The organism is Microbacterium sp. SLBN-146 (assembly GCF_006715145.1).
Lineage (GTDB): Bacteria > Actinomycetota > Actinomycetes > Actinomycetales > Microbacteriaceae > Microbacterium.
In genome coordinates this window covers 1714134-1729435 of sequence record NZ_VFMR01000001.1, presented here as the reverse complement: position 1 = coordinate 1729435, position 15302 = coordinate 1714134, and the positions used below count along the sequence as shown (strand labels likewise).

The following is a 15302-nucleotide window of genomic DNA, read 5'->3' as shown; positions in this document are numbered from 1 at the left end:
CCAGCCTAGCCAGGCGCTCTCCGCCGCCGGAGGATCTGGTTTCGTCTACTCGCCTCGCGAGATCTTGATCATCTCTTCGCGAGGAACGACCTTGATGCGCGCGCGCTCGTGCGGCGCACCGAGGGCGATCTCGTGCTCGTCGAGCCGGTGCCATCCGTCGAGATCCGTCCACTGGACACCCCGCTCCGCGAGGAGAGCCGGAATCGCCTCCTCCGACGGATCCTCGGGGGTCCACCACGACCCCTGATCGTTGATGACGTGACGGATCGTCTCCATGGCGTCGGATTTCGTGTGGCCGATGAGACCCACGGGACCGCGCTTGATCCATCCCGTCGCGTAGACACCGGGGACGCGTTCGTTGGAGTCCTTGTGGAGCACCTGTCCCTCGTGGTTGGGGATGACGCCGTGCCGCTTGTCGAACGGCACACCGGGAAGCGGAGAACCGAAGTAGCCGACCGCCCGGTAGAGGGCCTGAACGGCAACCTCTCGCATCTCGCCCGTACCTTCGACACCGCCTTCGTCGTTGGGCCGCGTGCGCTCGTAGACGAGCGCAGCCACGCGGCCTTCGGCATCCTTCTTCACTTCGACCGGCCGAGCGTAGAAGTGGAAGTGAAGACGGCGCGATGCTTCGCCACCGGCACCGTTGACACTCGGGCGCTGCCGCCACGACTGCAGAACACGGTCGATGACCTTGACCTGCTTGTTCGTCTCGATCGCGGCGCGGGACGCGTCGTCGTAGTCGAAGTCCTCGTCGTAGACGACCATGTCCACATCGCGCAGTTCGCCCAGTTCACGAAGCTCGAGCGGCGTGAACTTCACCTGCGCGGGCCCGCGACGACCGAACACGTGCACGTCGGTGACGGGCGATGCCTCGAGTCCCTCATAGACGTTGGCCGGCACTTCGGTCGGGAGAAGGTCGATGGGATGCTTCGCGAGCATGCGCGCGACATCGAGGGCGACGTTGCCGTTGCCGATGACGGCGATCGACTCGGCCTCCAGCGGCCACTCGCGGGGAACGTCGGGGTGACCGTCGAACCAGCTGACGAAGTCCGCAGCGCCGTAGGAGCCCTTGGCATCGATCCCGGGGAGGTCGAGGTCGGCATCAAGGATCGCACCGGTCGAGAAGATGACCGCGTTGTAGTGCGACTTCAGGTCGTCGAGCGTGATGTCCTGACCGAAGCGGACGTTGCCGAAGATGCGGATGTCGCCGCGGTCGAGCACATCCCGCAGGGCCGACACGACACCCTTGATCCGCGGATGATCGGGGGCGACGCCATAGCGGACAAGACCGTACGGCGCCGGAAGCTGCTCGAAGAGATCGATCGACACGTCGAACTTGCGCTCGGCCTTCAGGAGGATGTCGGCGGCGTAGATGCCCGCAGGGCCCGCACCGACGATAGCGAGTCGGAGCTTGGTCATGGAGGTCTTCCTTTCAGGTCCGGCCACCGTTCCGTCGCGATCGAGCGGGGACGGGCTCGGCGGCCGTCGAGATGCTAGCTGGAGCGATCGGCGACGGCCTGCGCGAAGCGTGTGAGCGCTTCGCGCACCGGGCCGTCTGGCACGGGGGCGAGGGCGTCGATGGCTTCGCGCGACCACGCGTGCGCGAGATCGAGGGTCTCTTCCGTCGCGGCGTGCTCACGGAGGAGCGCGAGCGGTTCGTCGAGGATCGCGATGTCGGCGCCATCGGCGATGCGATCGACACCCTCGTCGATCGTCTCGCGGAGCGCAACCGACGCAGCGTCGGTCTTCTCGCGAAGAAGCAGGTACGGCATCGTCGGCACTCCGGCACGCAGATCGGTGCCGGGCACCTTCCCGGTCTCGGCGGGATCGGCGGAGAGGTCGATGACGTCATCGAGCAGCTGGAAGGCGACACCGGCCTTCTCGCCGAAGACGACGAGCGGCTGCTCGAGCTCTTCGGGCCCGTTGGAGAAGAGGATGCCCGACTGCGCGGCAGCCGCGATGAGCGACCCCGTCTTGTCGGAGAGGACCTGGAGGTAGAACGCGACACGATCGTCGCCCGGCTGCGCTCCGACCGTCTCGTGCATCTGTCCGAGGACGAGACGCTCGAACGTGTCGGCCTGCAGCTGGATCGCCTTCTCGCCGTTTCGCGCCATGATCTGGCTCGCACGCGAGAAGAGGAGGTCGCCCGTGAGGATCGCGACGTTGTTGCCCCACACGGCGTGCGCACTGGGCACACCACGGCGCTTGTCCGCGGCATCCATCACGTCGTCGTGGTAGAGCGAACCGAGGTGCGTCAGCTCGAGAGCCGTCGCCGCCTGGATGACCGCATCGGTCGCGCCGTCGCCGAGTTGAGAGGTCAGCAGAGCCAGCATCGGACGAACGCGCTTTCCCCCCGCTTCGTAGAGATAGCGCGAGGGCGCATCGGCGATCGCATCGGTGATGCGCAGTTCCGCCGCAAGGGTCTCGTCGACGCGCTGGAGCCCCTTTTCGACCGTCGACATGAGGCGCCGCGATCGAGGCCCCGCGAAGATGCGGTCGGTGAGGCCCAGCTTGCCCGCGATCCGCGAGTCCGACGCTGAGGGAGTCACACCCCCAGCCTACCGGGGTGCGGTCATACCGGCTTTACCGCACGGTGAAGGGCGACGATACCGAACGACAGATTGCGGTACGCGACCTCGCTCCACCCGGCGTCGCGGATCCACGCCGACAATGTGGGCTGATCGGGCCAATCCCGGATCGACTCGTTCAAGTAGTCGTATGCATCGGCATTCGAACTCATCGCTTTGGCGACGACCGGGAGGACGCGGTCGTTGTAGAAGCGGTACAGACCCGCGAATGCCCGCGACGGCGGGTGCGAGAACTCGCAGACGACGAGTCGTCCGCCCGGACGCGTGACGCGCAGGAGTTCCGCGAGTGCCGTCCGAGGCTCGTTGACGTTGCGCAGGCCGAAGGACATCGTCACGGCGTCGAATTCGTCGTCGGCGAACGGCAGATCCGTCGCATCCGCTTCGCGGAACTCGAGATTGCGGATGCCGCCGTGTCGGCGCCTGCCCTCGGCGATCATCCCCGGAGAGAAGTCCGCGGCCACGACGTGCGCACCGCTGCGCGCGAAGGAGACGCTCGACGCACCCGTGCCCGCCGCGAGATCCAGGATGCGCTCGCCCGCTCGAGGGGCGACGGCGCGCGTCGTGGCGGCCCGCCAGAAGCGGTCGTTGCCAAGACTCAGGACGTCGTTCGTGAGGTCGTAGCGCTTCGCGACCTGGTCGAACATGCCGCTGACCTTCGCCGGGTCCTTGTCGAGATCAGCGCGGGTGAGATCGGCGCGGTCGCCTTCGTTCTCGGTCACGCGTCGAGCTTAGGACAGGTCCATGGATGCCAGCCGTGCCAGCCAGGCATCCCCCGTCGCATCGTCGAAGGGCGCCTCGCGACCCTGGACACGACGCTCGAGGTCGACGGCGAGCGCTTCGAGTTCGGCGACGACGTCGAGCGGATAGCCGTAGGCGACGCGGTGCTCGTCCCATTCGTCGCGGTCGTCGATCCAAACCCCACGGCTGTCGATCGCGCGGATGACGTCGAGATCCATGTCGATGCCGGTCGGCTCACCGCCATCCCAGCGGACATCCCATGCGATGTCGATGTAGATGCGATACGACGCGGGCGGGGCGAGGTTGACGGTGAGCGCGTAGTCGCCGCTCGGCGGGAGGAGCGTCACGTTCGGGCCGCCCGCGACGTGATCGCGTCCCGGCCTCGAACTGCGCCAGCCCGTCGGCTGACCGAACCAGTCGCCCCACTGGTCCGACCCGAGGTAGACGCAGTCGTGCACCCAGTGCGGTCCGCCGTCCCACTTCCGCCAGCGGAAGATCAGCCGGGTACCGGGGGCGGGGCGATCCATCGTCACGACGCGAGTCTAGGCTGGGAAGGTGACACCCTCGGCCCCGCGACTCCGCGTGGAAACCCGCGAGATCGACGCGGTCGAAGACCTGCTCCCCTACACATCGCCGTCGCATCCTCTCGCGTGGACGCGCAAGGGCGACGGGATCGTCGGATTCGGTGTCGCCCACACCCTCGTGCACCATGCGGGTCACGGCACTCCGCCGCTCACGGATCGCTGGTCCCGGCTCGCTGCCGCGGCAGACGTCCGCGACGACGTCGACCTTCCGGGAACGGGCCTCGTGGCGTTCGGGACGCTCGCCTTCGACGACGACTCGGCACGCCGGAGCATCCTCATCGTCCCGTCCGTCATCGTCGGCCGCCGAGGGGGCCGTGCGTGGATCACGACGATCAGCGACGTCGCGGACACGCGGGACCCCGTGCCCGTTCGCCTGCCCGAGCCCTACGGTCCGCATTGGGCGGGAACCCTCGGTCCCGGGGAGCAGACCGCGGGCGGTTACATGGAGTCGGTGCGCGCAGCCCTGCAGGCGATCGCCGCCGGCGAGGTCGGCAAGGTCGTGCTGGCGCGTGATCTCCGCGGTTCCGTCCCCGCGGGCGCGGACCTCCGCCGCCTCGCGCGTGCGCTCTCGCAGGACTACCCCGACACGTGGACGTTCGCCGTCGACGGACTCATCGGGGCGAGCCCTGAGACCCTCGTGACGGTGCGTGGCGGTTCGATCACCGCCCGTGTGCTCGCCGGTACGGCGTCGCGCGGAGCCGATGCCGACGCCGACGTCGCGGCATCCGCCGGCCTCGCGTCGAGCGCGAAGGACCTCGATGAGCACGAGTTCGCCGTCCGCAGCGTCCTGGCCGCTCTCCGCCCGCACACGCGCGCCCTCGCCGCGGCGGAGGCACCGTTCACCCTCAAGCTCCCGAACGTGTGGCACCTCGCGACCGACGTGGAAGGCGAGCTGGCGGGCGCGGCATCCGCTCTCGATCTCGTGCGCGAACTGCACCCGACCGCGGCGGTCGCCGGGACACCGACGGCAGCGGCGATCGAGGTGATCCGTCGCCTCGAACCCTTCGATCGCGGACGCTACGCGGGTCCGGTCGGCTGGATCGACGGCACGGGCGACGGCGAGTGGGCGATCGCGCTCCGGTGCGCGCAGTTCGACCTGGATGCCACGGACACGGCTGCCGGCATCGCCGTCACCGCGTATGCGGGAGCGGGCATCGTCGCCGGCAGCGATCCCGAGACGGAGCTGCTCGAGACCCGAGTGAAGTTCCGCCCCATCGTCGACGCACTCGCGTAGACCCGCGCTCCCCCGCGCCGCTGCCCTGCGCCGCTGCCCTATGCCGCTGCGCTGTGCCGCTGCCGTGTGCCCCTGCCCTGCACCGCTTCCCTGTGCCCCTGCCCTGTGCCGAGAAGACGCAAACGGGCGTCCAGCGCCTCATTTTCGAGCAACTTGCGTCTTCTCGGCGACAGGTACGGACTCCCTCGCGAGCAGGCCGCGCCCGACATGACCTGCTCCGATCGAGGCACCCCCGTGGCCGAGAAGACCCAAACTGGCGTGTAGCTGCTCGAAAGAAAGCAGTTCGCGTCTTCTCGGCGGATGGGGGAGAACCAGGCGAGGGGGGGCTAGGACGCCGCGAGGCGCGCCTTCTCGGCCTCCACGTCGAAGGTCGCCGCGGGCCACTGGGGATCGATGTCTTCGAGGGCTTCGAGCAGGAGCGCCTGGACCGCGAGACGCGCGTACCACTTGCGGTTCGCGGGGATCACGTACCAGGGCGCGTGATCGGTCGACGTCCGATCGAACACGGTCTGGTACGCGTCCATGTACGCGGGCCACAGCGCGCGCTCGTCGATGTCGCCGGGATTGAACTTCCAGTGCTTGTCGGGGCGCTCGAGCCGTTCAGCGAGGCGTTCCTTCTGCTCCTCGGGCGAGATGTGCAGCATCACTTTCACGATGCGGGTCCCGGCGTCGGAGAGCCGCTTCTCGAAGTCGTTGATCGCGCCGTAGCGTCGCTCGATCTCCGCGGGCGGCGCGAGTTCGCGCACTCGTCCGATCAAGACGTCTTCATACTGCGATCGGTCGAACACGCCGATCATGCCGGGAGTCGGCGCACGCTTCTCGATGCGCCACAGGAAGTCGTGGGCGAGTTCTTCGGGCGTCGGCTTCTTGAATGCCGTCAGCATGATCCCCTGCGGATCGACCGATCCGACGACGTGCCGGATGATGCCGCCCTTCCCCGCGGTGTCCATCGCCTGCAGCACGAGCAGGACGCTCGCGTCGGTCGCTTCAGATCGGGATGCCGCGAAGAGCCGCTCCTGGTACTCCTCGAGCTGCGCGACCCCTGCCTCCAGATCGCGGCCGCCGGCGTCTTTGTCGCCGTTGTGGCCCGGCGAGGAATCCGCATCGACATCGGAGAGTCGGAAGCCCGGGCCGACCCGGAGGATCTCGCGGACATCGGTCGTCCAATCCTTCTGACTCGTCGCTGTCATGAGCCCATCCTGCCCGTCCTGCCGCCCGCGCTCCAGGGTCCGCGGCGAACGCGCGACGGGATCAGCGAGGAAGCGGGACCTCGATGATCTGGCGTCCCCCGACCGGCGATGTCAGTGCCTGATCGAGCGCCGTCCGCGTCGTGACGCGCTGATACTCCCAGCCGTACGCGAGAGCGAGCTCCGCGAAACGGGCCGTCTGCGGCGTGTAGAGAACGCGATCCATCGCTTCACGCGACGCGACGTCCGCCACCTCGAGGCCGTCGAAGATCGTTCCGCCGCCGTCGTTCCCGACGATGACTTGAATGCGCGGCTCGTCCTCGACCGGTGGCAGAAGGAGCGCCCCGACGTCGTGGAGGAGCGCCAGGTCGCCGAGGAGGACGCGCGTGACGCCGGGGTGCCCCGCGCGCGCGAGCGCGACCCCCGTGGCCGTCGCGACCGTCCCGTCGATGCCGGCGAGTCCGCGGTTGGCGTGCACGGGGACCTTCTTGCCACCCAGCACGGCATCGGCCACCCGCACGAGCCGCGACGATCCGAAGACGAGCCGGTCATGGGGCCAGGTCGCCCGCCACACGGCATCGACGAGCGCCTCGCGATCGAGCGGGGCGCGGATGACGTCGAGTTCGGCCGCGATCGCCCCGAGCCGCGTCGAGGGCTCGGCGGAGGAGAGCGCCGCAGCATCCGGTGCCGGCGGAGTCAGATCGACGGATGCCGCGCGCGACGCCCGCAGCCAGGCCCCCAGCCATTCGCGGTCGGAGTCACCCGCGGCCACCGCGATGGCGTCGACGGGGGTCGTCCGGCCGTTGAGGTTGAGGGGCTCGCCGGGTCCGCGGAGCGCGACGACCTCGACGTCCGCGCGCGAAAGGAGCCGCGTGACCTCGCGGGACAGCGTCGGGTGCCCGAGCACGATGACCCGCTCGACCCGCGAACCCAGGTCGGGGTCGGAGAGCAGCGCGCGGTATCCGTGCATGAGGTAGCGACCGAAGCGCGCCCCGCTGACGATCTCGGCGACGAGCGGCCAGCCGCCCGCGTGCGCGATCGCTTCGGCCTCGACGCCCGCGTCGGCGCCCGCGACGACGATGGTTCGCGGGCCTCGCTCGATGACCCAGGGGTCGTCGTCGGGTTCGGCGGGAAGGTCGGCCTGTCCGATGCCGCCACCACCCTGGTACAGCGCGCCGAAGACCTCGCCCTCGGCGACGACGTCGACCGGCGGAACCTCGTCGGCATCGGTGTCGGATGCCGCGCCCAGCTCGGACTCGGGCACGCCGATCCACTGCGGCAGGTCGCCCGCGAGCGGCTCGCGGTAGGGGAGGTTGAGGTGCACGGGGCCCGCCGAACGCAGGCCTTCGCCGAGCGCCGCGGCGACGGCCTCGGCGGCGACGGCGCGGAGCATCGCGCTCTGCTCGCCCGTCCCGTCGGGATCGGTCTCCTCCGGCGCGGGGAGGTCTGCTTCGTATCGCATGTTCGGCGAGAACATGCCGGGCTGACGCGTCGTCTGGTTGGCGCCGACGCCACGCAGTTCGAGGGGCCGATCGGCGGTCAGCAAGAGGAGCGGGACGCCCGCGTGGTGGGCCTCGAGGGCCGCGGGGAGGAGGTTCGCCGCAGCCGTGCCCGACGTGCAGACGACGGCCGCCGGCATCCGCGTCTCGCGCCCCAGTCCGAGTGCCGTGAAGCCCGCGACCCGCTCGTCGATCCGCACATGGAGCCGGACGAGCCCTCGGCGCTCGAATTCAGCCGCCATGAGGGCGAGCGCCTGCGAGCGTGATCCCGGGCTCAGGACGATGTGACGGACACCGCGCTCGACGAGCGCGCACAGCAGAGCGGCTGCGGCGTCGGTCGCGGGAGAGGCGATGGCGCGCGAATCGTGCGCGGTCTCACCGGCGGACACGTCAGTTGACGGCCCCGCGCTGACCGCGGGAGTCGTCGTCTCCGTCGGTCCGCGGCGTGGGCCCTGGGTCGGGCGTACCGCCGACGGGCGGATCCTGCCATCGCGGGTCGTCGTCTTCGGAATCGAGCTGCGCGAGCTCTTCTTCCAGCCGGCGGATCCGCTCGTCCTGATCGGTGATCCCGCCGAGGCTCCCGAGGAAGTCGGGGTCGTCGTCGGGGGCCTGGTAGACGAGCACGGCGGACCGGCGGACGCGGCCGATCGTGAGCCACAGGATGCCACCCAGAACGGGGATCAGCACGACGATCGCGATCCAGACGGGCTTGCTCACGCCGCGATGGCGGGTGGGCGGTTGCACAGCACAGTCGACGATGGTGAAGACCCAGAACACGGTCGCCACCAGCGCGAAGATCAGGAGCGCTCGTGCCACGTTGTCCATCCTAGGTGCGCTGCCTGGACAGGGACTGGGTTGTGACCGAACCGACGCCGCGTACGCCGGGACGGGGCTCGCTTACCATGGGAGGTGTGAAAGCCCGGTCCGTCCTGCTCTATACCGTGCTGCGACTTCTCGCCTTCCTGGTGCCCTTCGGGATCATGATGCTCTTCCCGTTCTTCCAGGAGTACTACTGGCTCGCGGCGATCTTCGCCGCCCTCATCGGCCTCAGCCTCTCGGTGCTGTTCCTGCGGCGCCCGCTCGAGCAGGTCTCGGTGGGACTCGCCGAGCGACGCGCGGCACTGCGCGACGAGACCAGTGACGAAGACGTCGAGGATGCTGCGACCGACCGCTGACGGCCGGGCCGCGGCATCCGGTTCTCAGCCGACGAAGGCCCAGAAGAGCAACCCGGCGTAAGCGAGCGACGACAGCGACGTCAGGCCGAGGGCGACGACGAGTTCGCGCGGCAGCCGGTAGGTCCAGACGATGAGGATCGCCGCGAGCACGGGGAGCAGCACGATGAGGCTCAGCCACGCGATCGGATAGAACATCGCGAGGAATCCCGCGATGAGGAACGGAAGCAGCACGAAGAGCGTGAAGAGCACACGCGTCGCGGTGCGCCCGACGAGCACCGTCAGCGTGCGCTTGCCTGCGGCGCGGTCCTGGTCGATGTCGCGGAGGTTGTTCGCCAGCAGGACGGCGCACGCGAAGAGGCCCGCCGCAACGGCGCCGAACCACGCCTCCTGCGGGAGCGTGAAGGCTTGTACCCACGTCGTTCCGAGTGTTGCGACGAGTCCGAAGAAGACGAAGACGAAGACCTCGCCGAGCCCGAAGTAGCCGTAGGGGCGCTTCCCGCCCGTGTAGAACCACGCTGCGAGGAGGCAGAGGGCCCCGATCACGAGGAACCACCACTGCTGCGTGCGGATCGTGAGGGCAAGACCTGCGACGGCGGCGATCGCGAAGAAGGCGAGCGCCACGATCGCGACCGTGCGGGGCTTCGCGCTCCCCGATGCCGTCAAACGCGCGGGGCCGACACGGACGTCGTCCGTCCCGCGGATGCCGTCGCTGTAGTCGTTGGCGTAGTTGACGCCGATCTGGAGCGCGACAGCGACGAGGAGGCAGAAGAGGGCGATGACCCAGTGGAATTCGTCGACGACGACCATCGCGGCACCCGTACCGAGGAGGACGGGGGCGATCGCGAGAGGGAGCGTCCGCAGCCGTGCGGCGCCGATCCAGTCACGCGGCGTCGCCTTCTCGACGCGGCGCGGGTCGCCCGTCTCGCGGGGCTTCTGCGGATTGCCGCGGACGGGCCGCTTCTTGGGAGCCGGACGTTTGCGCTTCTTGCTGGAGGTTCCTGCCACGAGCAGTCATCTTACGGCGCTGCGGATATGTCGTTCCGACGATGCCGCAGGGCGGTGTTCCGCTGCAGCGCAAGCCCCTGGCATCCCTCGACGCGCAGGCGCACGATGGCGGCATGTTGAGAATGGGAACGGTCGTCCTGACCGTCGAAGACATCGACCGTGCAGGGGACTTCTGGCGTGCAGCGCTCGGGTACGTCAGCCGTGGCGGAGCGAGCGACGACTGGGTCATCCTCGATCCGGCCGACAAGGAGCACTGGAGCGAGCCCGGTGCGAGCATCGCCCTGTCGGTCTCGGGATACCCCCAGCAGTACCCTCCGAGGATCCACCTCGATCTGTATGCCGACGACCAGGCAGCCGAGATCGAACGCCTGACGAGTCTGGGCGCACGGCACGTCGACTGGGACCACTACCCGCCCGGTGCCGATTGGGTCGTGCTGGAGGACACGGAGGGCAACAGGTTCTGCGTCGTCGACGTGTCGGCGGAGTGAGCCGACCCCGAATGCGGGGAGAGCCGCCGCGTGGGCGTGGGTTCAATGCAGCGCCGCGATCGCGCGGCGGATGGCCTCGCGGTCGGGCTTGCCCGACGGGAGAGCCGGGATCTCGTCGACGAGGACGAGGCGCGACGGGCGGGCGTGGGGGCCGATCTCTTCCGCCACGAGAGTCCGCGCTTCCGACAGCTGCACGGATTCGCTCCGCCGGAGCGCCTCGCCGCGCGGCGCGACGATGACGGATGCCTCGCCCCACCGCTCATCGGAGACCCCGACGACGACGGCCCCGGCGAGCCCTGGCACCGACCGCACGATCCGCTCGACGCGGTCGAGGGAGATGTTCACACCGCCCGAGACGATGACGTTGTCGAGGCGGCCGCGGACGCGCAGGCGACCGTCCTCGAGGATCCCGGCATCGCCCGTGCGGTACCAGCGCGTCCCGTCGGCGTCGCGCGGGAACGCGGCGTCCGTCCGCGCGGGATCGCCGAGGTAGCCGTCGGCGAGCGTCGGACCCGCGATCTGCACTTCGCCCCCGACGATGCGAAGGCGGACTCCGCGGAGCGGTTCGCCGTCGTAGACGCAGCCGCCACTCGTCTCGGTGGACCCGTAGGTCTTCGTGATCCGGACGCCCGCGGCCTCGGCCCGCTCCAGGACGAGAGCGGGGAGCGCCTGCCCGCCGATCAGGATCCGTTCGAACGACCGGAGCGCCGCGAGGACCTGCCCGTCGTGCTCGGCGGCGTCGAGGAGCTTCGACAACTGCGCGGGAACGAGCGACGTGAAGGTCGGGATGCGGTGGCCGCGCTCGGTCGACACCATCATGAGGGCCGCCGCCGAGAACGTCTGGGGCGTGAATGCTCCGGAGAGGATCGCGGGTTCGCGGTCGGCGATGATCGAACGCACGAGCACCTGCACCCCGGCGACGTACGCGGCGGGCAGGGCGAGGAGCCACGTGCCGTCACCGATGCGGTCGGCCGTGGCCAGCGCGCTCGAGGTGAGGGCGTCTCTGCTGAGTAGGACGCTCTTGGGGATGCCGGTCGAGCCCGATGTCGTCACGACGACCGCGGTCCCCGCACGCACCTCCCCCGGCAGATCGTCGACGAGGCCGAGACCGAGTGCGGGACCCGCGCCGTGCAGTGCGACCCGCAGCGCCCGCAGGATGTCGCGCGGATCGTCGCCGGTGGCGGGCTCAAGCCGCATGGCGCCTCAGAAGTGCCACGGGTAGGGCGACCAATCGGGCTCGCGCTTCTCGAGGAAGGCGTTCCGGCCCTCGACGGCTTCGTCGGTGCCGTACGCGAGACGGGTCGTCTCGCCCGCGAACACCTGCTGGCCCATGAGTCCGTCGTCCACGGCGTTGAAGGCGAACTTCAGCATCCGGATGGCCGTGGGCGACTTCGTCAGGATCGTGCGCGCCATCGCGATCGCTTCGGTCTCGAGCTCGGCGTGCGGCACGACGCGGTTGACAGCGCCCATCTCGTAGGCGCGGTCGGCCGAGTACTCCTCGGCCAGGAAGAACACTTCGCGCGCGATCTTCTGCCCGACCTGGCGCGCCATGTAGGCCGACCCGTATCCCGCGTCGAACGATCCGACGTCGGCATCCGTCTGCTTGAACCGGCCGTGCTCGCGCGAGGCGATCGTCAGGTCGCAGACGACATGGAGCGAGTGTCCTCCCCCGGCCGCCCAGCCGGGGACGACGGCGATGACGACCTTCGGCATGAAGCGGATGAGACGCTGCACTTCGAGGATGTGGAGGCGTCCGACGCGCGCCGGATCGGGTGCGTGCTCCTCCGGCCCGTCGTACTTGTAGCCGTCGCGCCCGCGGATGCGCTGGTCGCCGCCCGAGCAGAACGCCCACCCGCCGTCCTTGGGGCTCGGGCCGTTGCCCGTGAAGAGCACGACGCCGATCCGCGGATCCTGCCGCGCCGTGTCGAGTGCGCGGAACAGTTCGTCGACCGTGTGCGGCCGGAAGGCGTTGCGCACCTCCGGACGGTTGAAGGCGACACGCGCGATCCGACCGTCCTTCGAAACGTGGGCCGTGATGTCGGTGTACGCGTCGGAGCCGGGGGCCGGCATCCATTCACGCTCGTCGAAGAGCTCGGAGACCATGGACTCCACCATAGAACGACGGATGCCGCCGCTCACGCTCCGTTCTTGGCGTCGCGCCAGCGCAGCCACGACCGCACGAGGTCGTAGTCGTAGTCGGGGCCGGGGAACCCGAGCGTGAAGACGCGCGTGCCGGCGGCGTAGAGCGCGTCGGCGTCGTCCTGCCCGCGCCGCTGCAGTTCGTTGGAGATGACGAGACCCGACGTGTCGCGCTCTTCTTTGTCCGCCCACTTCTCGATGACGGAGAGCTTGTGCGGAAGCTCCTCGGCCGTCACGAAGCTGTGCCAGATATCGGCGTGACGGGCGACGAGACGCAGTGTCTTCTGCTCGCCCTTGCCGCCGATCATGACGGGGATGCGGCGGGTCGGCGCGGGGTTGAGCTTCTCCCATCGCGCCTCGATGCGTGCGAGTCCGTCGGCGAGGTCGTCGAGGCGTGATCCCGCCGTGCCGAACTCGTAGCCGTACTCGTCGTAGTCCCGCTCGAACCAGCCCGACCCCGTACCGAAGATGAATCGGCCTTCGCCGCCGCCCTTGGCCGACATGTGGTCGATCGTGCGGGCCATGTCGGCCTGCAGATCGGGGTTGCGGTAGCTGTTGCAGTTGACGAGCGCCCCGAACTCCACGCGCTCCGTCTGCTCGGCCCATGCGCCGAGCATCGTCCACGACTCGAAGTGGAGCCCGTAGCGGTCGCCGTAGAGCGGGAAGAAGTGGTCCCAGTTGAAGAGGATGTCGACGCCCTCGTCTTCGAGGCGGAGGACGGCATCGCGGATCTGCGGATACGTGACGTGCTGGGGCTGCAGCTGCACGCCGAGCCGGACAGGGGTGTCGAAGAGCATGCTTTCCAGCCTAGGCTCGCGCGGGCGACCGGGCTCCGCCGTGGTCGATCAGCTGCGCCGATCTCCCGCGGATTCGGATGCCACGCGGCAAGATGGGCACATGTCGCATCCCGCCCTCGCCGACCTCCTCGCCTCGGCCCGCGTCGTCGCCCTGCCCCTCGCGACACGCTTCCGCGGCGTCGACGTGCGCGAAGCCGTCGTCTTCGAAGGACCCGAAGGGTGGACGGAGTTCTCGCCGTTCACCGAGTACGACGACCTCGAAGCGGCGACGTGGCTCGCGGCGGCGATCGACTTCGGCTGGAGGCCGCAGCCGGCGACGCTGCGCGACCGGGTGAACGTCAACGCGACCGTGCCGGCGGTCGCCGCGGCATCCGTCCCCGACGTGCTCGCCCGGTTCGACGGATGCCGGACGGCCAAAGTCAAGGTCGCCGAGCCTGGGCAGGTCCTCGCCGACGACGTTGCCCGCGTACGCGCGGTGCGCGAGGCCCTCGGCCCCGAGGGGCGCGTGCGCGTCGACGCGAACGGCGGGTGGAACCTCGACGAAGCCGAGCACGCGATCCACGCCCTCGCGGAGTTCGATCTCGAGTATGTCGAGCAGCCGTGCATGTCGGTCGACGAGCTCGCCGAGCTCCACCGCCGCGTGAAGTACATGGGCATTCCGATCGCCGCCGACGAGAGCGTGCGCAAGGCTGCGGATCCCCTCGCCGTCGCGCGCGCCGGCGCAGCCGACCTCCTCGTCATCAAGGCGCAGCCCCTCGGCGGAGTCCGGCGAGCGCTCGACATCGTCGCCGAAGCGGGACTTCCCGCCGTCGTCTCTAGTGCACTCGACACGTCGATCGGACTGTCGATGGGCGTGTGGCTCGCGGCATCCCTCGCGGAACTCGACTACGACTGCGGTCTCGGCACGTCGTCGCTCTTCACAGCCGACGTCAGTGTGCCGTCACTCGCTCCGCACGACGGTTCGCTGCCGGTCGGACGTGTCGTCCCGGACGCCGCGATGCTCGACGATCTCGCGGCGCCCGCTGAACGCAGAGAGTGGTGGCTCGCGCGGCTCGCGCGATGCTACGACCTGCTCTGACTCGCGTTCGAAGTGCCGCTGTTCACGCCGGGTCGACGAGCGCGATCGCGAGCTGGGCCGTGCGCTCGTTCGCGAGGGTGCACAGGGCATCGGTGTCGAGTCCCGCCATCACGGCGTAGGCGGACGTGTCCTCCCACTGCTGCAGAATCAGCTGCGCGAAATCGCGCGCGGGAAGCCGCGGCGACAGGCGATAGGTGCGGCCGAGCTCCTCGATGACGGCGGCGACGCGCTCGATGAGGCCGGCCTGCCACGCGAGGTAGGCCTGAGCGAGGGCGGGGTCGCGCAGCGCGCGCGTGCGGATCTCGCTCGTGAGGAGGATCCCCATCTTCTCGTCCATCGCGACATCGAGCACGCGCTGGACGAGTTCGGCGGGAGAGAACTGCTCGCCCGTCGCGCGAAGGGCTTGGATGCGCTCCGTGACGAGCTCGATCTTCTCCTCGGCAGTGCGTTCGGTCAGGGCGAGCATGAGCTCGTCCTTCGTCTCGAAGTTCGAGTAGAAGGCGCCGCGTGTGAAGCCCGCGCGCTCGCAGATGGCCTCGACGGATGCCGCGTCGAGACCGACCTCGGCGAAGACCTGGGCAGCGGCGTCGAGGAGCTTCTGACGCGTCGCCTCTCGTCGCTTCGACGTCACGATGACGCTCTCGCTCATGAGCTACCCCCTTTCCCCATTTTGGGATACACACGGACCGTTCAGGTTCGCGACGCTCGCGGCCTCTACGATACACTCATGCATCGGATACAGCGCTGTATCGAAATCTGACCGACGAACTGATCGACCCGAAATCGCGGA

General features: G+C 69.3%; 16 protein-coding genes. 4 read left to right on the top strand and 12 right to left on the bottom strand.

Features of this window, described 5'->3' with window-relative positions; genetic code table 11:
- Window positions 1-45: 45 nt before the first annotated feature.
- The 4 genes from FBY39_RS07380 to FBY39_RS07365 all read right to left on the bottom strand — a co-directional run bounded on the left by FBY39_RS07380 (window position 46) and on the right by FBY39_RS07365 (window position 3853).
- The gene (locus tag FBY39_RS07380) at window positions 46-1419 is read right to left on the bottom strand and encodes an FAD-dependent oxidoreductase (RefSeq protein WP_141931511.1); all 1374 of its coding nucleotides are present in this window, start codon (window positions 1417-1419) and stop codon (window positions 46-48) included.
- Between the two features lie 74 nt (window positions 1420-1493).
- Window positions 1494-2549 (bottom strand): polyprenyl synthetase family protein, encoded by a 1056-nt coding sequence (locus FBY39_RS07375; protein ID WP_141931509.1) that lies wholly within the window; start codon window positions 2547-2549, stop codon window positions 1494-1496.
- 23 nt (window positions 2550-2572) lie between these two features.
- Entirely contained in the window at window positions 2573-3232 is a 660-nt protein-coding gene (locus FBY39_RS07370; RefSeq protein ID WP_141933999.1) for a class I SAM-dependent methyltransferase, read from the bottom strand.
- Window positions 3233-3316: 84 nt separating this feature from the next.
- Complete coding sequence (locus tag FBY39_RS07365) at window positions 3317-3853, bottom strand: DUF402 domain-containing protein (RefSeq protein WP_141933996.1); 537 nt, start codon at window positions 3851-3853, stop codon at window positions 3317-3319.
- A gap of 28 nt (window positions 3854-3881) precedes the next feature.
- Here FBY39_RS07365 and FBY39_RS07360 point away from each other — a divergent pair, with 28 nt between their 5' ends.
- A complete protein-coding gene (locus FBY39_RS07360; RefSeq protein WP_141931507.1) occupies window positions 3882-5144 on the top strand; it encodes an isochorismate synthase MenF in 1263 nt (420 codons plus the stop codon).
- 326 nt (window positions 5145-5470) lie between these two features.
- Here FBY39_RS07360 and FBY39_RS07355 read toward each other — a convergent pair whose 3' ends face one another.
- The 3 genes from FBY39_RS07355 to FBY39_RS07345 all read right to left on the bottom strand — a co-directional run bounded on the left by FBY39_RS07355 (window position 5471) and on the right by FBY39_RS07345 (window position 8655).
- Complete coding sequence (locus FBY39_RS07355) at window positions 5471-6334, bottom strand: polyphosphate kinase 2 family protein (protein ID WP_141931505.1); 864 nt, start codon at window positions 6332-6334, stop codon at window positions 5471-5473.
- A 61-nt stretch (window positions 6335-6395) separates the two neighbouring features.
- Window positions 6396-8219, bottom strand: coding sequence for a 2-succinyl-5-enolpyruvyl-6-hydroxy-3-cyclohexene-1-carboxylic-acid synthase (gene menD / locus FBY39_RS07350; protein ID WP_260837479.1), 1824 nt, complete (start codon window positions 8217-8219; stop codon window positions 6396-6398).
- A 1-nt stretch (window position 8220) separates the two neighbouring features.
- The gene (locus FBY39_RS07345) at window positions 8221-8655 is read right to left on the bottom strand and encodes a PLD nuclease N-terminal domain-containing protein (protein ID WP_260837478.1); all 435 of its coding nucleotides are present in this window, start codon (window positions 8653-8655) and stop codon (window positions 8221-8223) included.
- A gap of 77 nt (window positions 8656-8732) precedes the next feature.
- Between FBY39_RS07345 and FBY39_RS07340 the strand changes: the two genes are divergently transcribed.
- The gene (locus FBY39_RS07340; RefSeq protein WP_396652258.1) at window positions 8733-9005 is read left to right on the top strand and encodes a DUF4229 domain-containing protein; all 273 of its coding nucleotides are present in this window, start codon (window positions 8733-8735) and stop codon (window positions 9003-9005) included.
- Window positions 9006-9029: 24 nt separating this feature from the next.
- Here the strand turns inward: FBY39_RS07340 and FBY39_RS07335 are convergent, their stop codons facing one another.
- Window positions 9030-10010 (bottom strand): 1,4-dihydroxy-2-naphthoate polyprenyltransferase, encoded by a 981-nt coding sequence (locus FBY39_RS07335; RefSeq protein WP_141931499.1) that lies wholly within the window; start codon window positions 10008-10010, stop codon window positions 9030-9032.
- Between the two features lie 113 nt (window positions 10011-10123).
- On the opposite strand from FBY39_RS07335, the gene FBY39_RS07330 reads away from it, so the two are divergent.
- Entirely contained in the window at window positions 10124-10498 is a 375-nt protein-coding gene (locus FBY39_RS07330) for a VOC family protein (RefSeq protein ID WP_141933992.1), read from the top strand.
- Window positions 10499-10540: 42 nt separating this feature from the next.
- Here the strand turns inward: FBY39_RS07330 and FBY39_RS07325 are convergent, their stop codons facing one another.
- Genes FBY39_RS07325 through FBY39_RS07315 form a run of 3 tightly spaced genes read right to left on the bottom strand, consistent with a single transcriptional unit; the run spans window position 10541 to window position 13434 of the window.
- Complete coding sequence (locus tag FBY39_RS07325) at window positions 10541-11695, bottom strand: AMP-binding protein (protein WP_141931497.1); 1155 nt, start codon at window positions 11693-11695, stop codon at window positions 10541-10543.
- A 6-nt stretch (window positions 11696-11701) separates the two neighbouring features.
- Window positions 11702-12601, bottom strand: a complete 900-nt coding sequence (locus tag FBY39_RS07320; RefSeq protein ID WP_396652257.1) for a 1,4-dihydroxy-2-naphthoyl-CoA synthase — start codon at window positions 12599-12601, stop codon at window positions 11702-11704.
- 32 nt (window positions 12602-12633) lie between these two features.
- Window positions 12634-13434, bottom strand: a complete 801-nt coding sequence (locus FBY39_RS07315; RefSeq protein ID WP_141931493.1) for an LLM class F420-dependent oxidoreductase — start codon at window positions 13432-13434, stop codon at window positions 12634-12636.
- 100 nt (window positions 13435-13534) lie between these two features.
- On the opposite strand from FBY39_RS07315, the gene FBY39_RS07310 reads away from it, so the two are divergent.
- On the top strand, window positions 13535-14512 hold the full coding sequence (locus FBY39_RS07310) for an o-succinylbenzoate synthase (RefSeq protein ID WP_141931491.1): 978 nt from the start codon (window positions 13535-13537) through the stop codon (window positions 14510-14512).
- Window positions 14513-14534: 22 nt separating this feature from the next.
- Here the strand turns inward: FBY39_RS07310 and FBY39_RS07305 are convergent, their stop codons facing one another.
- Window positions 14535-15161, bottom strand: a complete 627-nt coding sequence (locus tag FBY39_RS07305) for a TetR/AcrR family transcriptional regulator (protein WP_141931489.1) — start codon at window positions 15159-15161, stop codon at window positions 14535-14537.
- Window positions 15162-15302 lie beyond the last annotated feature (141 nt).